Raw genomic sequence first — 19752 nt, forward strand, 5'->3', positions numbered from 1 at the left:
GCATGAACACTTTTTTTAAGCTTACCACCGTCGCCGGCCTGCTGCTGATGGCGGGTCAGGCGTTGGCCGTGGATGACATTACCCGTCCTGACCAGATCCCGGTTCTCAAAGAAGAACCGCAGCATGCCACCGTTAGCGAGCGGGTGACCTCACGGTTCACCCGTTCTCACTATCGTCAGTTTGATCTTAACGAAGCCTTCTCCGCCAAAATCTTCGATCGCTACCTCAATCTGCTCGATTACAGCCATAACGTGCTGCTGGCGGGGGACGTTGAGAAATTCGCGAAGAAAAAAGGGGAGATCGGCGATGAACTGCGTAGCGGCAAGCTCGATGTGTTTTACGATCTCTATAATCTGGCACAGCAGCGCCGTTTCGAGCGTTATCAGTACGCGCTGAAAGTGCTGGAAAGACCGATGGATTTTACCGGTAACGATACGTTTGATATCGATCGCAGCAAGGCGCCCTGGCCTTCCAGCGAGGCGGAGCTGAATAAGCTCTGGGACGGCAAAGTCAAATATGACGAGCTGAGCCTGAAGCTGACCGGTAAAACCGATGCGGAAATCCGCGAAACGCTAACCAAGCGTTATAAATTCGCGATTCGCCGCCTGGCGCAAACCAACAGCGAAGATGTGTTCTCGCTGGCGATGACCGCGTTCGCGCATGAAATCGACCCGCATACCAACTATCTCTCACCGCGCAGCACCGAGCAGTTCAACACCGAAATGAGCCTCTCGCTTGAGGGCATTGGTGCCGTTCTGCAAATGGATGATGACTATACCGTCATTAATTCTATGGTGGCGGGCGGCCCGGCGGCGAAAAGCAAGGCGATTAGCGTTGGCGATCGCATTGTCGGTGTAGGCCAGGTCGGCCAGCAGATGCAGGATGTGATCGGCTGGCGTCTTGATGACGTCGTCGCGCTCATCAAAGGGCCAAAGGGCAGCAAAGTGCGCCTTGAAATTTTGCCTGCCGGTAAAGGTACCAAAACCCGCATTGTGACGCTGACGCGCGAGCGCATTCGTCTTGAAGATCGCGCCGTGAAGATGTCGGTGAAAAATGTCGGTAAAGAAAAAATCGGTGTGCTGGATATTCCTGGCTTCTACGTTGGCCTGACCGATGACGTGAAAGTGCAGCTCCAGAAGCTTGAGAAGCAGAACGTCGCGGGTGTCATCATCGATCTGCGTTCCAACGGCGGCGGTGCGTTGACGGAAGCGGTATCGCTCTCCGGTCTGTTTATTCCGTCCGGCCCGGTCGTGCAGGTGCGTGATAACAACGGCAAGGTCCGTGAAGATCGCGATACCGACGGTGTGGTCTATTACAAAGGCCCGCTGGTGGTGATGGTCGACCGTTTCAGCGCCTCGGCGTCTGAGATTTTCGCCGCCGCCATGCAGGATTACGGCCGTGCGCTGATTGTCGGCGAGCCAACCTTCGGGAAAGGCACCGTGCAGCAGTACCGTTCACTGAACCGTATTTACGATCAGATGCTGCGCCCGGAATGGCCAGCGCTGGGTTCCGTGCAGTACACCATCCAGAAATTCTACCGCGTCAATGGCGGCAGTACCCAGCGTAAAGGGGTCACGCCAGATATCATCATGCCAACCGGCAATGAAGAGACGGAAACCGGCGAGAAATTCGAGGATAACGCGCTGCCGTGGGATAGCATCAACGCCGCCACGTATGAAAAATCTGGCGACCTGAAGCCGTTCGGCCCTGAGCTTTTGAAAGATCACAACGACCGTATCGCGAAAGATCCGGAGTTCCAGTACATCATCAAGGATATTGCTCGTTATAACGCGATGAAAGATAAGCGCAACATTGTGTCGCTTAACTTTGCTCAGCGTGAAAAAGAGAACCATGAGGATGACGCAACCCGACTGGCGCGTATTAACGACCGTCTGAAGCGTGCCGGCAAACCGCCGCTGGCGAAGCTCGAGGATCTGCCGAAGGATTATCAGGAGCCCGATCCGTATCTCGATGAAACGGTGCATATCGCTCTTGACCTGGCGAAGATGACCAAAGAGAAAACGGCTCAGCCCGCTGACTCTCAGAAGTAAAATCCCCAACCGGCGTCCTCTGAGGCGCCGGTTTTTTATGTCGTGTTAATCCCCCGTCAGTGAAATGCTACAAAATGTAAAGTTTCGTATTTTTAGGGACTTGCCAGCCGTTGATGCTTGAAAACGGCGCGCGCGCCCCTACGATGTGTGTAATCGCATAATGCGTATTGTGAAACCGAGGTAAAAAGAAAATTATGATGCGAATTGCGCTTTTCCTGTTGACTAACCTGGCCGTTATGGTGGTGTTCGGTCTGGTGCTCAGCCTGACAGGGATCCAGTCAAGCAGCGTGACGGGCCTTCTGATCATGGCGCTGCTGTTTGGTTTTGGCGGCTCGATCGTTTCGCTGCTGATGTCCAAATGGATGGCGCTGAAATCGGTGGGTGGTGAAGTTATCGAAGCGCCGCGTAATGAAACAGAACGCTGGCTGATGGATACCGTGGCGCAGCAGTCGCGCCAGGCGGGTATCGCGATGCCGCAGGTGGCTATCTATCACGCGCCGGATATCAACGCCTTCGCAACAGGCGCTCGCCGCGATGCCTCGCTGGTAGCGGTAAGTACCGGCCTGTTGCAGAACATGAGCCGTGATGAAGCGGAAGCGGTTATCGCGCATGAAATCAGCCACATCGCCAACGGCGACATGGTCACTATGACCTTGATTCAGGGTGTGGTGAACACCTTTGTGATTTTCATTTCGCGCATCATTGCGCAGGTGGCGGCTGGTTTCCTCGGCGGCAACCGCGATGAAGGCGAAGAGAGCAACGGCAACCCGCTGATTTACTTCGCGGTCGCGACCGTGCTGGAACTGGTATTCGGTATCCTCGCGAGCATTATCACCATGTGGTTCTCGCGCTACCGCGAATTCCACGCTGACGCAGGCTCCGCTAAACTGGTGGGACGCGAGAAAATGATCGCCGCACTCCAGCGCCTGAAAACCAGCTATGAGCCGCAGGAAGCGAGCAGCATGATGGCGTTCTGCATCAATGGTAAATCAAAATCGCTGAGTGAACTGTTCATGACGCACCCGCCGCTCGATAAACGTATCGAAGCGCTGCGTAGCGGCGAATACCTGAAATAATTGCGTAAGCGATAGAAGACGAAAGCGCGCCTCGTGGCGCGCTTTTTTTTGGCGGTGCGGGCAGGGCGCTTTCGAGTGGTACGTTCATCTTAAGCGTTTGATCTGGTGCGAAAGATATATCCTGTGGCCCAATGCGGTTGGATGTCGCAGATTTATGATGTGCGCGCACAGATTCATTGCGGCACCGGCGCGCGGAATTTATAATAAAAACCGGTTCTGATTTTTATAAAACAAATGCGATCGAGGTGATCAATGGCAATCGCAGAATTAGATAAACAGCCTGACTCCGTCTCTTCGGTGCTCAAGGTCTTTGGTATCTTGCAGGCATTGGGTGAAGAGCGCGAAATTGGTATCACCGAATTGTCGCAGCGCGTCATGATGTCAAAAAGCACCGTTTACCGCTTTTTGCAGACGATGAAATCACTGGGTTATGTGGCTCAGGAAGGCGAGTCGGAAAAATATTCTCTGACGCTCAAGCTCTTTGAGCTTGGCGCGCGCGCATTGCAGAATGTCGACCTTATTCGTAGCGCAGATATCCAGATGCGCGAACTGTCGCGTCTGACAAAAGAGACCATTCACCTGGGCGCGCTGGATGAAGACAGCATTGTCTACATCCATAAAATCGACTCCATGTATAACCTGCGTATGTATTCGCGCATCGGTCGTCGTAACCCGCTCTACAGTACCGCTATCGGTAAAGTGCTGCTGGCCTGGCGCGACCGCGATGAAGTTCGACAGATCCTCGAAGGCGTCGAGTATAAGCGGAGTACCGATCGCACTATTGTCTCTACCGACGCGCTGCTGCCGGTACTGGATCAGGTTCGCGAGCAGGGATACGGCGAAGATAACGAAGAGCAGGAAGAAGGGCTGCGCTGCATCGCGGTGCCGGTATTCGACCGCTTTGGCGTGGTTATCGCGGGGCTGAGTATCTCTTTCCCGACGCTGCGTTTCTCCGAAGAACGCCTGCACGAGTATGTTGAGATCCTGCATACCTCCGCGCGGAAAATTTCCGCACAGATGGGGTATAACAACTATCCGTTCTGACAGACCCGTTCTGATGAAAAGCCGCAGCGAGCCTGCGGCTTTTTACTGCGTCTGATTAACCGTTGTCCACGACGGTTTCGCTTTTGCGCAGTACCGGACAGGCGGTAATGCCGATAAGTCCGCTGTCAGAATGAATGAACTGTGTGCTCACTACCTGTCTTGCCGTCAGGTAGCAACACTGTAATCCCAGTCCTGCAGCGTTCTCGTGGCTACCAATTAATATCCCATAACCGCTGAAAAGCAGCGCAACCCAGGCCACCACTAAAAGTGCGGCAATACGAATCAAATAGCGCATTACGGCTCCGTTTGTTAACGTTCAGGCATACAGCCTGCCGTGGCTGCCGCTGCGTCACAAGGAGAGGATTCCGTATTCCGTGAGTTAACGTTACAGTGATATTTGGTTTAAGGTTTCCGTGATAATTTGGCCCCGTAGATGCCGTAACGGAGAAGGTAGTGAAAAAATTCAGATGGGCTATTTTGCTGGCCGTGCTGGTGGCCTGTTTATTGTTGTGGATGCAGACGCTCAATGTGATGTGCGATCAGGACGTTCAGTTTTTCAGCGGCATTTGTACTATCAATAAGTTCATTCCCTGGTAACGCGTCACTCAGGCGATGCCCTTGCGCCGCCGCGGTGGTAAGATAGCGCGTTTCCCTGAGGTGGTTAGCATGAACGACATTATCAATTCTGGTGCTTTAAATTTCGCCGCCCTGGCGATTTCTCTCTTTGGTGCCATCGTGGCGCTGGTGGCCTGGTTCTTTATCAATCGCGCAAGCGTGCGCGCAAACCAGCAGGTCGAACTGCTGGAAGCGCTGCTTGAACAGGAAAAGCGTCAGACCGCACTGTTGCGTCGTCTGTGTGAGGCGAACGAGCCGGAGGCGCAGACGCCTGCGGCATCTGCTGACGCAACACAGGATGACGATGACGGTTTCGTCCGCCTTGTGGCTGAACGTTAACCATCAACGCCCCGGAGGTGATGGGCATGGTCTGGAAGAACCCCTGGTACGACCCTACAAAAGCGCATCACCGCCCGGACGGGTTTTGCAACACGCGTGAAGTCGGGCATCAGCCCGGCGATTTGCGCCGCTGGCAGGATGAACGTAAAGCGCAGGGGCTGCCGCATCCGCCTGCTGGCGGGTACGACGCGTTTATCCGCCAGTGGTGGCAGCCTGCAGTTATTGACGGCGTCGAAGACGGCGTCTGGTGGCTCGGCCATGCCACGCTGCTGCTGCGTCTTAACGGTCGCTATTTGCTCACCGATCCGCTTTTCTCCCGCCGGGCTTCGCCCGTGAATTTCTATGGCCCCGTTCGTAAAACGCCGCTACCGCTGGAGCTTGCCCGCCTGCCGCGCATCGACGCGGTGCTGATTTCCCATAATCATTACGATCATCTGGACAACAGCACGGTCCGCCGCCTTGCGAAACGTTTTCCTGATGCGGCGTTTTTTGTGCCGCTGGGGCTGAAGGCATGGTTTGTGAAACGCGGCATCCGCAACGTCACAGAATTTGACTGGTGGGGCAATCAGTCTCTGGAAGAGCTGAACATCACTGCCGTTCCGGCACAGCACTGGAGCATGCGCACACCGTGGGACCGAAACCGCTCGCTATGGTGCGGCTGGGTGATTGAAAGCGCTACGCAGCGTTTCTGGTTTAGCGGTGACAGCGGTTATACGCCTGAACTGCTTGAAATCCCGCGCCGCCTCGGGCCGCTCACGGGCGCGGCCATTCCCATTGGTGCCTACGCGCCGCGCTGGTTTATGGCGCCGCATCATATGGATCCGCAACAGGCGGTCGGACTCTGGCAGGATACAGGTCGCCCTCTTGCCATTCCTATACATTGGGGCGTTTTTGAACTGGCTGATGAATCGCTGGATACGCCGCCTGCCGAGCTGATAAACGCGCTTGCTGAACGTGGCGAAAAAGCGGAAATGTTTGCGCCGCGCCGTATCGGGCAATATTTATCGCTGGCTGCAAATAAACGCTGATTAAGAATATATCTGATTGGTTATATTTGCTTCTGTCAGGATGATTTATTAAACGCTTTGCTTATTCCCGCTGCCTCTTTTTGAGGCAACTTTCATTAAAATGTCATTATTTTGGTGCAGGAGAAAATTGGCTTGTACAATTTCTTTTGATTTGTACATTATTTACTGCCTTCAGGCTGTAATAAAGCCTCGTTAAAATGAAGTTTAACCACATTTATGAATAAGCTTTTGCAGAAATAATAACAGCGCGAAAAATAATGCCTGTGCTTTCCCGCGTCGCCTGGACGAACCGAAGTTATTGAGCTACTGTTAAAAAGTGCATTCTGGCTTTATACCAGATACCGGGCGGTGAAGTGACCCTTACAGGGCTTCGCGGGCCCATTCTGTGCTTTATTGTCAGGGACATAGCGTTCTGTTGAGGAATCTGTGCGACAGATCGTGCAGCGTATAAAAATGGCTTGCCATTGTTTACGTTGTGTGTGATAACAAGTTTTGGGTTAAACGAGGTACAGTTCTGTTTATGTGTGGCATTTTCAGTAAAGAAGTCCTGAGTAAACACGTTGTCGTTGAATACCGCTTCTCTGCCGAACCTTATTTTAGTGCCTCAAGCAGTAATGTCTCAGTTTTATCTAAGTCAGCGCCCGCGGGCGAACAAAACAATTGAAGGAATTTGCGAAATGGCAAAGATTAAAGGTCAAGTTAAGTGGTTCAACGAATCTAAAGGTTTTGGTTTCATTACTCCTGCTGACGGCAGCAAAGATGTGTTCGTACACTTCTCTGCAATCCAGGGTAATGGTTTCAAAACTCTGGCCGAAGGCCAGAACGTTGAGTTCGAGATTCAGGACGGTCAGAAAGGTCCGGCAGCTGTTAACGTAGTTGCTATCTAATCGCACTTAAACTGACCCGGTGCCTTGTTTCACCGGCCAGCTATTTTAAAGCCCCGCCCACTGGCGGGGCTTTTTCATGTCTGAGGCGCATCAGCGTTTCCCCGACTGCCGAATCACGTTACACTTCGCGTTTTGCGCTGTTTCGGAGTCCGCATGTCTTTTATTTGCCCCCTTTGCCATTTGCCGCTGGAGCCGCAGGCCAACAGCTTTCGCTGTGCCAGTCATCATCAGTTTGATATCGCAAAGGAAGGGTACGTGAATCTTCTTCCGGTGCAGCATAAGCGCTCGCGGGATCCGGGCGACAGTATCGAAATGATGCAGGCGCGCCGCGCGTTTCTCGACGCCGGTCACTACGCGCCGCTTCGCGAGCGCACCGCGCAATTGTTGAATGAGCGCCTGCCGCAAAGCGGTGCCACGCTGCTGGATATTGGCTGCGGGGAAGGGTATTACACCAGCGCGTTTGCCGCGCTCGCGACCACCCACGGCGGGCAGAGTTTTGGGCTTGATGTATCAAAAAGCGCCATCCGTTTTGCCGCGAAGCGTTATACGGATATCTCGTTTTGCGTCGCCTCCAGCCACCGGTTGCCGTTCCCGGATGCCTTTTTCGATGCGGTAGTGCGCATTTACGCGCCCTGCAAGGCCGAAGAGCTGGCGCGTGTGGTGAAACCCCGTGGCGTGGTGGTGACCGTCACGCCTGGCCCGCGTCATCTTATCCAGCTCAAAGGGCTTATTTATGATGAAGTGCGGCTGCATGCGCTGAATGAAGAATCGCTGCCCGGCTTTGCGCTCGCCGAAGAACAGGCGTTACGCTATGAGATGTGCCTGAATGGCGAAGAGGCGACGACGCTTTTACAGATGACGCCTTTCGCCTGGCGCGCCCGCCCGGAAGTATGGGCGGCGCTAAAAGAACAAACGGCGTTTGACTGTGAAACCGATTTTTGCCTGCGCGTCTGGCAGCGCGAGGCTTAACCCGCGAAATGGCTCCAGAGGATCTGGCAGCCGATACCGATAAGCACGACACCGCCCAGAATTTCCGCCCGCTTGCCAAGCAGCGGGCCGATAAAGCGGCCTACCATCATACCGAGCGTTGACATGATCAGCGTGGCGCAGCCGATGGCGAGCGCGGTTTTAATAATATCCACCTGCAGGAAGGCGAGTCCGACGCCAACTGCCATCGCGTCAAGGCTGGTGGCAAATGCGGTAGTCACCAGCAACCAGAAGCTGTGACGGCGAATTTTCTCGGGTGCTTCCTCACAGCCGCGCACGCCTTCAATAATCATTCTGCCCCCAAGAAACACCAGCAGCACAAACGCTATCCAGTGGTTCCAGGTCAGCACAAACTGTGTAGCGAGAAGGCCGAGCAACCAGCCAACCAGTGGCGTAATCGCTTCGATAACGCCAAAGATCAGCCCCGTGCGCAGCGCTTCAGAAAATTTGGGTTTATGGAGTGTGGCGCCTTTGCCGATGGAGGCCGCGAATGCGTCCATGGACATGCCGAAGGCGAGAAGCAGAGTTGCGGAAAGATTCATTGCACAGTCCTGACCGGGATCACCATATACACGCCGTCCGCCCCCAGTAAAAAGCGGCCGCGTGCCTATGGTCTCGCCTGACTGAAAGGGCTTCAGTCCGTACGCACCACGTTTTGCAACGAGTATGTTGATGCGTACATTTCCTTAAGGAAATTGGCTACTCCCCAATGACGGGCGCAACCTTACCATATTCCAGACGGCAAAGACAATAACTGGAGAATAACCTTTTGGTTATAAATGAGAATGGTTTTCGCTTAATGACAGGACGTGAACATCTTGTTAAGAATTAAGGCAAGGAACCGGGCAAAAATATAGCACGGGCTATAAGCATGGTTATTTTTTATTCGCAAAAATAGCCTGTGCTATATTTTTAATTTATTGATTATTAACCATAAAATGATAAATTCTCTCAAGATCGTCGATATTTTTTACCCGGATAAGCAAGCGACGTTTATCTAATTGCATCACCAGCACGCCGTCTTCCGATAAATTCATCGCTTTAATGTGGTTATATTTCACCCAGCCGCCAGCAAAGAAAAAGCCTTCACGCTTGAAGCGTATTTGCGGCTCTCTGATCCAGAAAAGATAAATGGCGAGTAATCCCAGCGCGCCCAACAGCCAGGTCGTGAGCAGGGCACCGTGCGATGCCACATTCTGCCAGATAAGGATGGCGACCAGACCGGTGAAAATCAGGCTGTCAGCACGTCCGCGTTTGAGCAAGGGCACACGCAGCAGCGTTTTCCCGTGTCGACGTTCAGTGCCCCACTGGTCATAAATGGCCCATCCCAGCAGCGCGATAATAAAAATGACCAGAACTCCATCAGTCAACGTCATGCCGTCTCCCTTAAATAAAAAAGCCGGGAGCCGCTGGCCCCCGGCGCATGATATTAACCGTTACTGGCCGAGCAGGCCGACCGCGTAACCGGCGATACCAATCACAAAGAACCCCACGATAATCCACAACGGGTTCACTTTTTTACGCAGCAACCACATGCAGGCGAAGGTCAGCAGCAGCGGCACCAGGCCCGGCATCAACTGATCAAGGATCGTCTGCACTGTCGTGACTTTCACCGCGCCGTTCTGGTCGGTAACACGCGATACGACGAGCGGAATGTTTACGTGCGTCCATTTGTTAACCAGCGCCCCCATCACAAACAGGCCGAGAATGGACGCCCCCTCGGTCAGTTTTTGCAGGAAGCCGCCGCCCATATCTTTCACGATATCGACGCCTTTGCGGTAGCCATACGCCACGCCGTAGTAACGTGTGGCAAGACGCACCAGGTTAAACAGCACAAAGAACAGCAGCGGGCCGAGCAGGCTGCCGCTCATGGCGATGCCCGCGCCAAGTGCTGCGAATACCGGTCGCACGGTGCCCCAGAAAATCGGGTCGCCGACGCCCGCGAGCGGACCCATCAGGCCCACTTTGATACCGTTAATCGCGCCGTCGTCGACCTCCGCGCCGTTCGCGCGTTGCTCTTCCATCGCCAGCGTCACGCCAAGCACTGGCGCTGCCACATAGGGATGCGTGTTAAAAAACTCCAGATGGCGTTTAATCGCCTGGCGACGCGCTTCGTTATTCTCCGGATAAAGGCGACGGATCGCCGGCACCATTGAGAAGCAGAAGCCAAGCGCCTGCATACGTTCAAAGTTCCACGATCCCTGGAAGAGGTTAGAGCGGATAAACACGCCGCGAACATCGCCCGGGGTCAGTTTTTTCTCACCAGTTGTTTTCGTCATATCAACCATGTCGCTCACCTGTTAATCCAGTTCGTTATCAAGATCGTTCGCGCCAGCAGTTTGCGCGGGTGCCGCTGCGGAGCGGTTATATTTCGGGCTCAGCTGGATATAGAGCACCGCCATAACAGCCCCGATAACGCCCAGCGCCACGAGGTTGAAGTTGGTGAACGCGGCGGTAACGAAACCGAGGTAGAAGAACGGCATCAGGTAGCCCGCGCGCATCATGTTGATGACCATCGCGTAACCGACCACCACAATCATGCCGCCCGCGATGTTAAGGCCGCCGGTCACGACTTCCGGGATAGCGCTAAGCATACTCTGCACTTCGCTGGTGCCGACGGAAATCGCCACGATGACGGCCGGAATAGCGATACGCATCGCCTGTAAGAAGAGGGATGAAACGTGGATCCAGGATAGCGCGGTGAGGTTGCCGTTTTGCGCCGCCTTATCCGCCGCGTGCTGGAAACCGACGGTAATAGTACGCACGATGATGGTCAGTACCTGGCCTGCCGCAGCCAGCGGGATAGCCAGCGCAATACCGGCGCCGATGCTCTGGTGCCCGGCGATAACCAGAATGGTTGAGATAATCGACGCCAGCGCGGCGTCAGGCGCCACGGCGGCACCGATGTTCATCCAGCCGAGCGCTATCATTTCCAGCGTACCGCCGATGATAATACCGGTTTTCATATCCCCCAGTACGGCCCCGACCAGGGTACAGGCCACCAGCGGGCGGTGGAACTGAAATTCATCAAGCACCGATTCCATACCCGCGATACAGGCGACGATGAACACCAGCACAATCTGAAGAGTGGTAATCTCCATTGTACTTCTCCTGTGATATCAAACTTACGTGTAAAAACTGAGTAATCGTTAAGCTGCAATGCTGCTATTTCGTGGCTTTGCTGATTAAATCCATCATTTTTAAACGGGGATCGTTTGAGACTTTACGCACTTCCAGCTCAATGCCGCGCGCGTTAAGTTTCTTAAAGGCCTCAATATCTTTCTCATCGACAGACACCGCGTTGTTCACCTGGGTTTTGCCCTGGCGATAGGCCATCCCACCGATATTGACAGAGGTGATTTTGACGCCGCCTTCCACGATGCGCTCAACATCGGTTGGGTTGGTAAACAGCAGCATCACGCGTTCGCCCGCATATTTCGGGTTGTTGTAAACGCGGATCATTTTGGCGACATCCACCACATGCGCGGTGACGCCAGGCGGAGCCACCTGAGTGAGCAGCGTTTTGCGCACGTTGTCGGCGGCGACTTCATCGCTCACCACGATAATGCGCGAAACGTTGGTCTCTTTGGTCCAGCGGGTGGCGACCTGGCCGTGGATCAGACGGTCGTCGATACGGGCAAGGCCGATGACCATATAGTCGTTCGGGCCCATGGGTTTAACAGGCGCCGCCGCTTTCGGGGCAGGTGCGGCGGGAGCCGCTTTTTCAACCGGTTTGGCTTTCAGGGCTTTTACGCCTTCGCGGCCCGTTTCAACGGCAATCGCGACCAGCTCATCGAAAGCCGGATCGTCATCGCGCGCCATTAAGGTTTCGACGAGCATCGGGATATTCACCCCGGCGACGACTTCATAGTGGGGCTTGTCCACCACAATGCGGCTCGCCGCGTTGAACGGACTGCCGCCCCAGGTATCAACCAGAAAGACAACGCCTTTGCTGGTGTCCAGTTTTTCGAGCTGTGCGTTATATTTTTCGATCAAGGTTTCCGCATTTTCGCCGGGAACGAAATCGATCCAACCGACATTTTCCTGCTCCCCCAACAGCATTTCCGCTGTTTTGAGCAGTTGTTCGGCCGCCCAGCCATGCGTGCCTATGACAATAGCAATGGTCACTTGCTACCTCCGTGGTTATTGTCAATGCCCTTACAGGCACCGCTAACAGTGATTCGCTTATCGAATCGATTCAGATAAGGATTTGTAAGCTTTCAGAACCTAAGCACGATTTATTTTAGAAGGCGAAAAAATAATGTATGTGATGAGCGTCAGTAATTTTGCCATCAAAACAAGGCATTCGGCGTATGCGCAAAATATGCGCGTTTTTTATGTCAGACCGATTGCAAATTCTGGTAAATCTTTGCCAAAGGCTATTACGCTTTGTTAATGTAGATTTCCGATTAACTAACAGGAGTAGCGGGCAGCAGCCCACCGTATGGACCGTCACCGACGTCTTTTCTTTACCAGGCTTTCATCAGCCGTCATCTCACAAGGCTTTCGCCTTAACGCTCTGATAAACCATGTCAAAGCGCCCGACATCGTTGGGGTGCCGTTTAGTCATTCCTTGCGCAGGAGCCTGTTATGGAATTCTTAATGGACCCCTCGATTTGGGTGGGCTTAGCAACGCTTGTGGTGCTGGAGATTGTTCTTGGCATCGACAACCTGGTGTTTATCGCCATTCTCGCGGACAAACTGCCGCCAAAGCAGCGCGATAAAGCACGTCTGATAGGTTTATCCCTGGCGCTGGTAATGCGTCTGGGGCTGTTGTCGTTGATCTCGTGGATGGTGACGCTCACCCGTCCGCTTTTCAGCGTGTGGGAGTTAAGTTTCTCCGGCCGCGATCTGATCATGCTTTTTGGGGGTCTGTTCCTCTTGTTTAAGGCGACGACAGAACTCCATGAGCGGCTGGAAAACCGCCAGCATAATGACAGTCACGGCAAAGGCTACGCCAGCTTCTGGGTCGTGGTGGCGCAGATTGTGGTGCTGGATGCCGTCTTCTCGCTGGATGCCGTGATCACGGCGGTGGGTATGGTGAACCATCTGCCGGTGATGATGGCCGCGGTGGTGATTGCCATGGGCGTGATGCTCCTCGCCTCGAAGCCGTTGACCAACTTCGTTAACGCGCATCCGACGGTTGTGGTGCTCTGTCTGAGCTTCCTGCTCATGATCGGCCTGAGTCTGGTGGCGGAAGGTTTCGGTTTCCATATTCCGAAAGGCTACCTCTACGCGGCGATTGGCTTCTCTATCATCATTGAGTTCTTCAACCAGGTGGCGCGCCGCAACTTCCTGAAGCACCAGTCGAACCTGCCGCTGCGCGCGCGTACGGCGGAGGCGATTCTGCGTCTGATGGGCAACCGTCGTCGCCCGGCCCCGGTCAGCGAAACCGAGCATCACACCGTAGTGCCGGTGCATGACGAGGCGTTTGCCGAAGAAGAGCGGTACATGATTAACGGCGTGCTGACGCTGGCGTCCCGCTCGCTTCGCAGCATCATGACGCCGCGTGGCGAGATAAGCTGGGTGGACGCCAACCGCAGCGTGGATGAAATTCGCGAGCAGTTATTGTCGTCGCCGCACAGCCTGTTTCCGGTGTGTCGCGGTGAGCTTGATGAAATCATCGGCGTGGTGCGTGCCAAAGAGCTGCTGGTAGCGCTGGAAGAGGGCGTTGACGTCGCGGCTATCGCCTCGGCGACCCCGGTGATTGTGGTGCCGGAAACGCTGGATCCTATCAACCTCCTCGGCGTGCTGCGCCGTGCTCGCGGCAGCTTTGTTATCGTCAATAACGAGTTTGGCGTGGTGCAGGGGCTCGTCACGCCGCTGGACGTGCTGGAGGCGATTGCCGGAGAATTCCCGGATGCCGACGAAACGCCGGAAATCGTTCACGACGGCGACGGCTGGCTGGTGAAAGGCTCGACCGATCTCCACGCGCTGCAACAGACGCTGGACCTTCCGTCACTGGTCAATGACGAAGAGGACATCGCGACGGTCGCCGGGCTGGTCATCGCCATTAACGGGCAGATCCCGCGCGTGGGCGACGAGCTGGCGATGCCGCCGCTGCGTATCACGATTGTTGAGGCGAACGCCTACCGTGTCGATCTCGTGCGCGTGGTCAAAGACACGCCAGCGCACGACGAAGAAGAGTAACGGTCAGACCATCGGCGCCGGATGTTGTCGGCGCCAGAACGGCGTACCCGGATGGGTGCGCCGTTGTTCCAGCCACTGCGGTAACGCGCTGAGCGGCATCGGATGCGCGAACAGATATCCCTGCAACACCGGCACGCCGAGGCGGCATAAATACGCGGCCTGTTCTTCGGTTTCCACGCCTTCCGCCACCAGTTCAATTTTCAGCCTTCTCGCCATCGCGATAATAATGTCTGTTACGGTCGAATTAACCGCGTCGGTGCCGATAGCGGCGGTGAAGCGTTTATCCATTTTCAGCACGTCCGGGCTGAGTGTTTCGAGATAAGAGAGCGAGCTCTGGCCCGTGCCAAAATCGTCAATCGCCAGCCTGACGCCAAGTTTGCGCAAATCATGCGCCACGCGGTAATCCACCTCCGGCAGCGAATCGCGCTCCGTGAGCTCCAGAAAGAGCGTCTGTACGGGGCAGTGCGGATACCAGTAGCGCTTTAGATCGTCAATAATCACGCCGTCATGAAAGTGGCTCGCGGCGATATTCACCCCAATATGAAAATCCGCAGATGCCGGAAAATAGTGGCGCTGCGCCGCGGTTTTCGTCAGCACATAGCGCGTCAGCGCGTTAATCATCCTGAGCTGTTCGGCAAGCGGTATAAACACGTCCGGTGCAATCGGCCCGAGGCGTGGATTATTCCAGCGCAGCAGCAACTCCACGCCCGTGCATTCGCCGGTTTTACCGCTCACCAGCGGCTGGCAATACACTTCAAACTCATTGTTGGCGATGCCGAGATTAATTTCCCACGAGAAGCTCATGCGTCTGGCGGTCGCAAGCCAGGCGATATAGCCGATCAGCAGGCTCAGTAGCACCGCGAGCGGCAACTGCACGGGGATATTTTTCAGCGCCAGTGCGTTTGCCGAAGGGCCAAGCAGCGTTACCGAGAACGGATACTGACTGGACGTTTGCTGGTATTGCGTCAGTCCGTCGAGGGCATGTGTCGTTTCTGTCAGCCCACGCCCGTACTCCAGATGCATGCCTGCGACATCAAACAGCACATGTTCAATGACGGGTGGGTCCGGGGCCAGCAGAAGGCTGGCGATAAATTCAATGTTAACCGACTGCAAGACGCCAGACTGGCCGTTGTCGATGGACGGTGTCCAGAGGATCAGGACAGGGCTGCCTTTGAGTAAAGAACTGTCGCGCGACAGACGCATCAGGGGTTTTGCCGCAGGTAAATGGGGTTGCAGCTGATGCACCGGCACGTTGCGTTCACCAAAAATACTTGAGCAATAAAGCGTACCGTCGCTCACCAGCGCAATGGTCCGCACCGTCTGGAGGCTGGCGGCCATTTCGCGCAACTGGCGATGCACCTGCTGACACGGCATACCGATAAGCGGCAGCAGCGCAGTGCGTGCGGCATCCAGCGGCACCAGCAACTCTTCCAGGGTTTCCACCGCATGGGCGGCGTAGCGCGTGGTTTCGTGCTGGTACTGTTTGCGGTCGGACAGATAGCGTATTCCCAGCGTGACGATTAACGTCAGCAGGGCGAGGGCAATACAGAGAATCAGCCGCCGACGGCGGTAAGCCCGAATAATACGCTGCGCTTTTTGCATAGGCTCTATCTCTCAGACTCATCTGAGTTATTAAGACGGAATGTTAAGAGTGTAGTGGGCGTTGACGCGACGGGAGGAATAAAAGGCGAGCGGGGATAAAAAAAGCGCCGCGGATGCGGCGCTTTAGGGCATTAATCGCACTGAACCTTGATGGCCAGGCCGCCACGTGACGTTTCACGGTATTTGGCGTTCATATCTTTGCCGGTTTCATACATCGTCTCGATGACTTTATCGAGCGAGACGCGCGGCTCGCTGGTGCGGCGCATCGCCATACGCGCGGCGTTAATCGCCTTCACGGAGGCAATCGCGTTACGCTCGATGCACGGCACCTGTACCTGGCCCGCGACCGGGTCACAGGTCAGGCCAAGGTTATGCTCCATACCGATTTCGGCTGCCACGCAAACCTGTTCCGGGCTCGCGCCCAGCAGCTCTGCAAGCCCTGCCGCGGCCATGGAGCAGGCAACGCCCACTTCACCCTGGCAACCCACTTCGGCACCGGAGATAGACGCGTTCATTTTATACAGCGCGCCGATAGCGCCCGCGGCAAGGAAGTAGCGGATGTAGATATCCGGACTGACCGATTCAATAAAGTGATCATAGTAGGCCAGAACTGCCGGTACGATACCGCATGCGCCGTTAGTCGGTGCGGTGACAACACGGCCGCCCGCCGCGTTCTCTTCGTTGACGGCGAGCGCAAACATATTCACCCAGTCGACCACGATCATCGGATCGTTGGAGAGTTTATCGCTGGAAACCAGCATACGGCGCAGTGCAGAGGCGCGACGCGGTACGCGCAGCGGGCCAGGGAGCACGCCTTCGGTATTCATACCGCGATCGATACAGGCGCGCATGGTCTGCCAGACGTCTGCAAAATAGTCTTCAATCTCTTTTTTGCTGTGCAGCGCCAGTTCGTTTTTCATCACCAGGCCGGAGAGCGACAGGCCGGTTTCTTTGCAATGCGCCAGCAGATCTTTAGCAGAGTGGAACGGATACGGCACGCTCACTTCGTTGCTGGCGGTTTTGCCGAAATGCTCTTCATCGACGATAAAGCCGCCGCCGATGGAGTAATAGGTTTTGCTGTAGATCTCTTTCTCGCCGCTGTAAGCGTGGATGGTCATGCCGTTTTCATGCAGCGGCAGATTGTCGCTCTGAAAACGCATCCCGTTATCTTTCGGGAAATCCACTTCGTGAGCGCCCTGCGCGAGCAGCAGGCGACCGCGGGTTTCAACATCACGGATAAATGCAGGTATGGCGTCGATATCCACCGTGGCGGGCTCATTACCTGCCAGACCCATAATAATGGCGATATCGGTATGGTGACCTTTGCCGGTCAATGAGAGCGAGCCGTAGACGTCCACCGCGACGCGGGTCACGTCCTGCAATAATCCTTTTTCGACCAGGTCATCGACGAACTGCTTCCCGGCCTTCATCGGACCTACCGTATGGGAAGAGGAGGGGCCAATGCCCACCTTAAACATGTCGAATATACTAATCACGTGGTAACTCCTGACAGAGTCATTTGCCCTGCAAATGACGGTGTGAAAACAGCGCATAGTGTAAAAGGTTATTGTGCTGCGCAGTTAACTATTCACATGAATTAAACTAATGAATAAGGCGAGGCCGCCTAATAAAGTGCTGCGGATCGCACTTTTCACCCACAATAATAGTCAGGGTTTCTCGCCGATTTGTAGCGCCAGCTCACGAATAATGCCTGCGGTCATGCCCCAGACAAAATAGTGCTGATACCAGGAGAGCCAGACGCGGTGATGATTGCCGCGCCGGTGGATGTCGAGCGGGTGATAGCGTCCGAGCCGCAGCGCTTCGGCAAGCGGCATCTCAAAGACCGCCGCCACTTCATCTTCACTGGCGTGATACGGCAAATCTGGCGGGATAATGCCCACCACGGGCGTTACCTGAAAACCGGTTACGCTGTCGACCGGCGGGAGCACGCCGATAACCTCGACTGCCTCGGGCGGGATAGCCACTTCTTCCTGCGCTTCACGCAGCGCCGCCGCGATTAGCGAGGCGTCCGTGTCATCCACCGCACCGCCGGGGAAGGCCACCTGGCCCGCGTGTTTGCGAAGCGTGGCGGCGCGCTTCGTCAACAGCAGGCCCGGCTCCGGGCGGCGCACCACCGGCACCAGTACGGCGGCCTGGCGCTGATTCAGACTGGAACGGCTCATCTGTGGGCGCAGAAGCTGGAAACGCGATAAAAACCGGTCGAGCGTCAGCGGGCTATTCTCCATCGTCACCTCTCTAATGCGTGCAGGATACGGTTAACTTTATCAAAAGTTTCCTGATATTCCGCCGCTTCTTCGCTGTCAGCCACGATGCCGCCGCCCGCTGAGCAGTAAAGCGCGCCGTTTTCCGCCGTCAGCGTGCGGATGGTAATGCTGGTGTCCATCGCGCCGCAGAAGCTGAGATAACCGATGCTCCCGCACCAGGCGTTGCGCCGCTGCGGCTCCAGCTCTTCGATAATTTCCATCGCCCGCACTTTGGGCGCACCGGTGATAGAGCCGCCAGGGAAACTCGCGCGCAGCAGATCGGTGGCGTGAAGCGATAGCGGCAGCGTCGCGGTAATGGTGCTGACCAGATGATGCACCGCCGGAAACGGCTCAACGACAAACAGCTCCGGCACTTTCACGCTGCCGGGCGTCGCCACGCGGCCAATGTCGTTACGCAGCAGATCGACAATCATCAGGTTTTCGGCGCGATCTTTAGGTGATTGCGCGAGCCGTAAAGCCTGGCGCGCATCTTCCTCAGGATCGGACAAACGCGGCAGCGTACCTTTAATGGGGCGCGTTTCAATAGCGCCGTTATGCAGACGGATAAACCGCTCCGGCGACAGGCTTAAAATCGCCTGTTCAGGCAGGCGCAGAAAAGCGCTGAACGGCGCGCGGTTCGCGGCATTCAGCGTTAAAAATGCCTGCCATTCGCTGCCTGCATAGTGCGCGCGAAACCGTTGCGCCAGATTGACCTGATAGCAGTCGCCGCTTCGCAGATACGCCTGCACCTGGCGGAATTTCTCGCCATATTCTTCGCGCGTCATGTTTGAACGCCACGGTGAGGTTAAGCGAAACGGTGCGGTCTCAACCGGCAGTTGTGCTTCAAGCCAGGCGAGACGCGCGCTGGCATCACCGTAGCAGAGCAGCGTCAGGCGCTCGCGATGGTGATCGGCTATCAGCGCCCAGTCATAGATGCCGACCGCCATATCCGGCGTGTTGAGATCGGCGCTGGCCTGTGAGGGCAGCCGCTCGAAGCGCCGCCCGAGATCGTAGCCAAACAGCCCGAGCGCGCCGCCCTGGAAGGGAAAATCCTCATCTGGTGCGGGTGAAAACGCAAAATGCGCCAGCGCAGCGTGCAGCAGACGCAGCGGATCGTCGTCGCTCTGCTGGCAACCCTCTGCGTCTTGCGTCATAGTGAGCGCCCCCCGCGTGGTCAGCGTGACGCGCGGGTCGGCAACCAGAATGTCGAAGCGGTTGTGGGCGTGCTCGGCAAAACCCGAGTGCAGCAGCATCGCCCACGGCTGATGTTGTAGCGCAGAAAAGGTCTGTTGCAGCGCATCGGCGCGCCAGGGCAGGAAGATCAGTTCAGGAGTCAGGTTCGTATTCATCAGGACGACAATTAACAACGGCGCAGGGCGTCTGGCGCCCGCACGCACGGCGTGGAATAATTGAACGCATCAATGTAACAGGAGTCAGCGATGTTTGCAGGTTTACCTTCTCTCACCCATGAACAGCAACAGCAAGCGGTTGAACGTATTCAGGAGCTGATGTCGCAGGGCATGAGCAGCGGCGAAGCCATCGCACAGGTGGCGCAGGAGATCCGCGCCACCCATCAGGGCGATCGCATCGTCGCGCGTTTTGAAGACGACGACGAAGAGGAATAAACGCACTTTTCCTGAAATAAAAAAGCGACAATTTTTTTGTCCCTGCTGACGTGTTATCGTGCGCAGCACGCATAATAACGTCAG

Annotated in this window: 21 protein-coding genes and 1 riboswitch; of the genes, 11 read left to right on the forward strand and 10 right to left on the reverse strand. The window is 55.5% G+C overall.

The window, feature by feature from the left end:
• Positions 1 to 2: 2 nt before the first annotated feature.
• The 3 genes from prc (at position 3) to kdgR (ending at position 4171) form a co-directional block, all read left to right on the forward strand.
• A complete protein-coding gene (prc, locus tag CSK29544_RS13445; RefSeq protein ID WP_029039130.1) occupies positions 3 to 2051 on the forward strand; it encodes a carboxy terminal-processing peptidase in 2049 nt (682 codons plus the stop codon).
• A gap of 194 nt (positions 2052 to 2245) precedes the next feature.
• The gene (htpX, locus tag CSK29544_RS13450; RefSeq protein WP_004386682.1) at positions 2246 to 3127 is read left to right on the forward strand and encodes a protease HtpX; all 882 of its coding nucleotides are present in this window, start codon (positions 2246 to 2248) and stop codon (positions 3125 to 3127) included.
• A gap of 252 nt (positions 3128 to 3379) precedes the next feature.
• Positions 3380 to 4171 (forward strand): DNA-binding transcriptional regulator KdgR, encoded by a 792-nt coding sequence (gene kdgR / locus CSK29544_RS13455; RefSeq protein WP_029039131.1) that lies wholly within the window; start codon positions 3380 to 3382, stop codon positions 4169 to 4171.
• A gap of 55 nt (positions 4172 to 4226) precedes the next feature.
• Here kdgR and CSK29544_RS13460 read toward each other — a convergent pair whose 3' ends face one another.
• Positions 4227 to 4466, reverse strand: coding sequence for a YobH family protein (locus CSK29544_RS13460; RefSeq protein ID WP_007888026.1), 240 nt, complete (start codon positions 4464 to 4466; stop codon positions 4227 to 4229).
• Positions 4467 to 4624: 158 nt separating this feature from the next.
• On the opposite strand from CSK29544_RS13460, the gene mgrB reads away from it, so the two are divergent.
• From mgrB to rlmA, 6 genes are all read left to right on the forward strand, one after another.
• Positions 4625 to 4768 (forward strand): PhoP/PhoQ regulatory lipoprotein MgrB, encoded by a 144-nt coding sequence (gene mgrB / locus CSK29544_RS13465; protein WP_004386685.1) that lies wholly within the window; start codon positions 4625 to 4627, stop codon positions 4766 to 4768.
• A 69-nt stretch (positions 4769 to 4837) separates the two neighbouring features.
• Positions 4838 to 5125, forward strand: coding sequence for a YebO family protein (locus CSK29544_RS13470; protein WP_004386686.1), 288 nt, complete (start codon positions 4838 to 4840; stop codon positions 5123 to 5125).
• Between the two features lie 20 nt (positions 5126 to 5145).
• Complete coding sequence (locus CSK29544_RS13475; protein WP_007888029.1) at positions 5146 to 6153, forward strand: MBL fold metallo-hydrolase; 1008 nt, start codon at positions 5146 to 5148, stop codon at positions 6151 to 6153.
• A gap of 520 nt (positions 6154 to 6673) precedes the next feature.
• Positions 6674 to 6817, forward strand: a complete 144-nt coding sequence (locus CSK29544_RS23005; RefSeq protein WP_007698789.1) for a DUF2627 domain-containing protein — start codon at positions 6674 to 6676, stop codon at positions 6815 to 6817.
• 13 nt (positions 6818 to 6830) lie between these two features.
• Positions 6831 to 7040 carry a transcription antiterminator/RNA stability regulator CspE gene (gene cspE, locus CSK29544_RS13480; RefSeq protein ID WP_004386688.1) on the forward strand — a complete coding sequence of 70 codons (210 nt, stop codon included), beginning with the start codon at positions 6831 to 6833 and terminating at the stop codon, positions 7038 to 7040.
• A gap of 153 nt (positions 7041 to 7193) precedes the next feature.
• Complete coding sequence (gene rlmA / locus CSK29544_RS13485) at positions 7194 to 8009, forward strand: 23S rRNA (guanine(745)-N(1))-methyltransferase (RefSeq protein WP_029039132.1); 816 nt, start codon at positions 7194 to 7196, stop codon at positions 8007 to 8009.
• On the opposite strand, the gene mntP is transcribed toward rlmA, so the two are convergent.
• The 5 genes from mntP to manX form a co-directional block, all read right to left on the reverse strand.
• On the reverse strand, positions 8006 to 8569 hold the full coding sequence (gene mntP / locus CSK29544_RS13490; RefSeq protein ID WP_007868564.1) for a manganese efflux pump MntP: 564 nt from the start codon (positions 8567 to 8569) through the stop codon (positions 8006 to 8008). The two genes, rlmA and mntP, sit on opposite strands and share 4 nt — an antisense overlap.
• A gap of 5 nt (positions 8570 to 8574) precedes the next feature.
• Positions 8575 to 8747: riboswitch (yybP-ykoY riboswitch) on the reverse strand.
• 197 nt (positions 8748 to 8944) lie between these two features.
• Positions 8945 to 9403, reverse strand: coding sequence for a DUF986 family protein (locus CSK29544_RS13495; protein ID WP_007888034.1), 459 nt, complete (start codon positions 9401 to 9403; stop codon positions 8945 to 8947).
• Positions 9404 to 9463: 60 nt separating this feature from the next.
• Positions 9464 to 10315, reverse strand: coding sequence for a PTS mannose transporter subunit IID (locus CSK29544_RS13500; RefSeq protein WP_038860106.1), 852 nt, complete (start codon positions 10313 to 10315; stop codon positions 9464 to 9466).
• A 12-nt stretch (positions 10316 to 10327) separates the two neighbouring features.
• A complete protein-coding gene (locus tag CSK29544_RS13505) occupies positions 10328 to 11128 on the reverse strand; it encodes a PTS mannose/fructose/sorbose transporter subunit IIC (protein WP_004386694.1) in 801 nt (266 codons plus the stop codon).
• Between the two features lie 64 nt (positions 11129 to 11192).
• Positions 11193 to 12155 (reverse strand): PTS mannose transporter subunit IIAB, encoded by a 963-nt coding sequence (gene manX / locus CSK29544_RS13510; RefSeq protein ID WP_007868556.1) that lies wholly within the window; start codon positions 12153 to 12155, stop codon positions 11193 to 11195.
• A gap of 462 nt (positions 12156 to 12617) precedes the next feature.
• On the opposite strand from manX, the gene yoaE reads away from it, so the two are divergent.
• Positions 12618 to 14177, forward strand: coding sequence for a CNNM family cation transport protein YoaE (gene yoaE / locus CSK29544_RS13515; RefSeq protein ID WP_007888037.1), 1560 nt, complete (start codon positions 12618 to 12620; stop codon positions 14175 to 14177).
• A 3-nt stretch (positions 14178 to 14180) separates the two neighbouring features.
• On the opposite strand, the gene pdeD is transcribed toward yoaE, so the two are convergent.
• The 4 genes from pdeD to pabB form a co-directional block, all read right to left on the reverse strand.
• The gene (gene pdeD / locus CSK29544_RS13520) at positions 14181 to 15779 is read right to left on the reverse strand and encodes a cyclic di-3',5'-guanosine monophosphate phosphodiesterase PdeD (protein ID WP_007888038.1); all 1599 of its coding nucleotides are present in this window, start codon (positions 15777 to 15779) and stop codon (positions 14181 to 14183) included.
• A 131-nt stretch (positions 15780 to 15910) separates the two neighbouring features.
• Complete coding sequence (gene sdaA, locus CSK29544_RS13525; RefSeq protein WP_004387270.1) at positions 15911 to 17275, reverse strand: L-serine ammonia-lyase; 1365 nt, start codon at positions 17273 to 17275, stop codon at positions 15911 to 15913.
• A gap of 171 nt (positions 17276 to 17446) precedes the next feature.
• Entirely contained in the window at positions 17447 to 18025 is a 579-nt protein-coding gene (locus tag CSK29544_RS13530) for a CoA pyrophosphatase (RefSeq protein ID WP_007888039.1), read from the reverse strand.
• A gap of 2 nt (positions 18026 to 18027) precedes the next feature.
• The gene (gene pabB / locus CSK29544_RS13535) at positions 18028 to 19392 is read right to left on the reverse strand and encodes an aminodeoxychorismate synthase component 1 (RefSeq protein WP_029039134.1); all 1365 of its coding nucleotides are present in this window, start codon (positions 19390 to 19392) and stop codon (positions 18028 to 18030) included.
• 90 nt (positions 19393 to 19482) lie between these two features.
• On the opposite strand from pabB, the gene CSK29544_RS13540 reads away from it, so the two are divergent.
• On the forward strand, positions 19483 to 19668 hold the full coding sequence (locus CSK29544_RS13540; protein ID WP_004384963.1) for a YoaH family protein: 186 nt from the start codon (positions 19483 to 19485) through the stop codon (positions 19666 to 19668).
• The last annotated feature ends 84 nt before the right edge of the window (positions 19669 to 19752 follow it).

Source organism: Cronobacter sakazakii (assembly GCF_000982825.1).
GTDB lineage: Bacteria > Pseudomonadota > Gammaproteobacteria > Enterobacterales > Enterobacteriaceae > Cronobacter > Cronobacter sakazakii.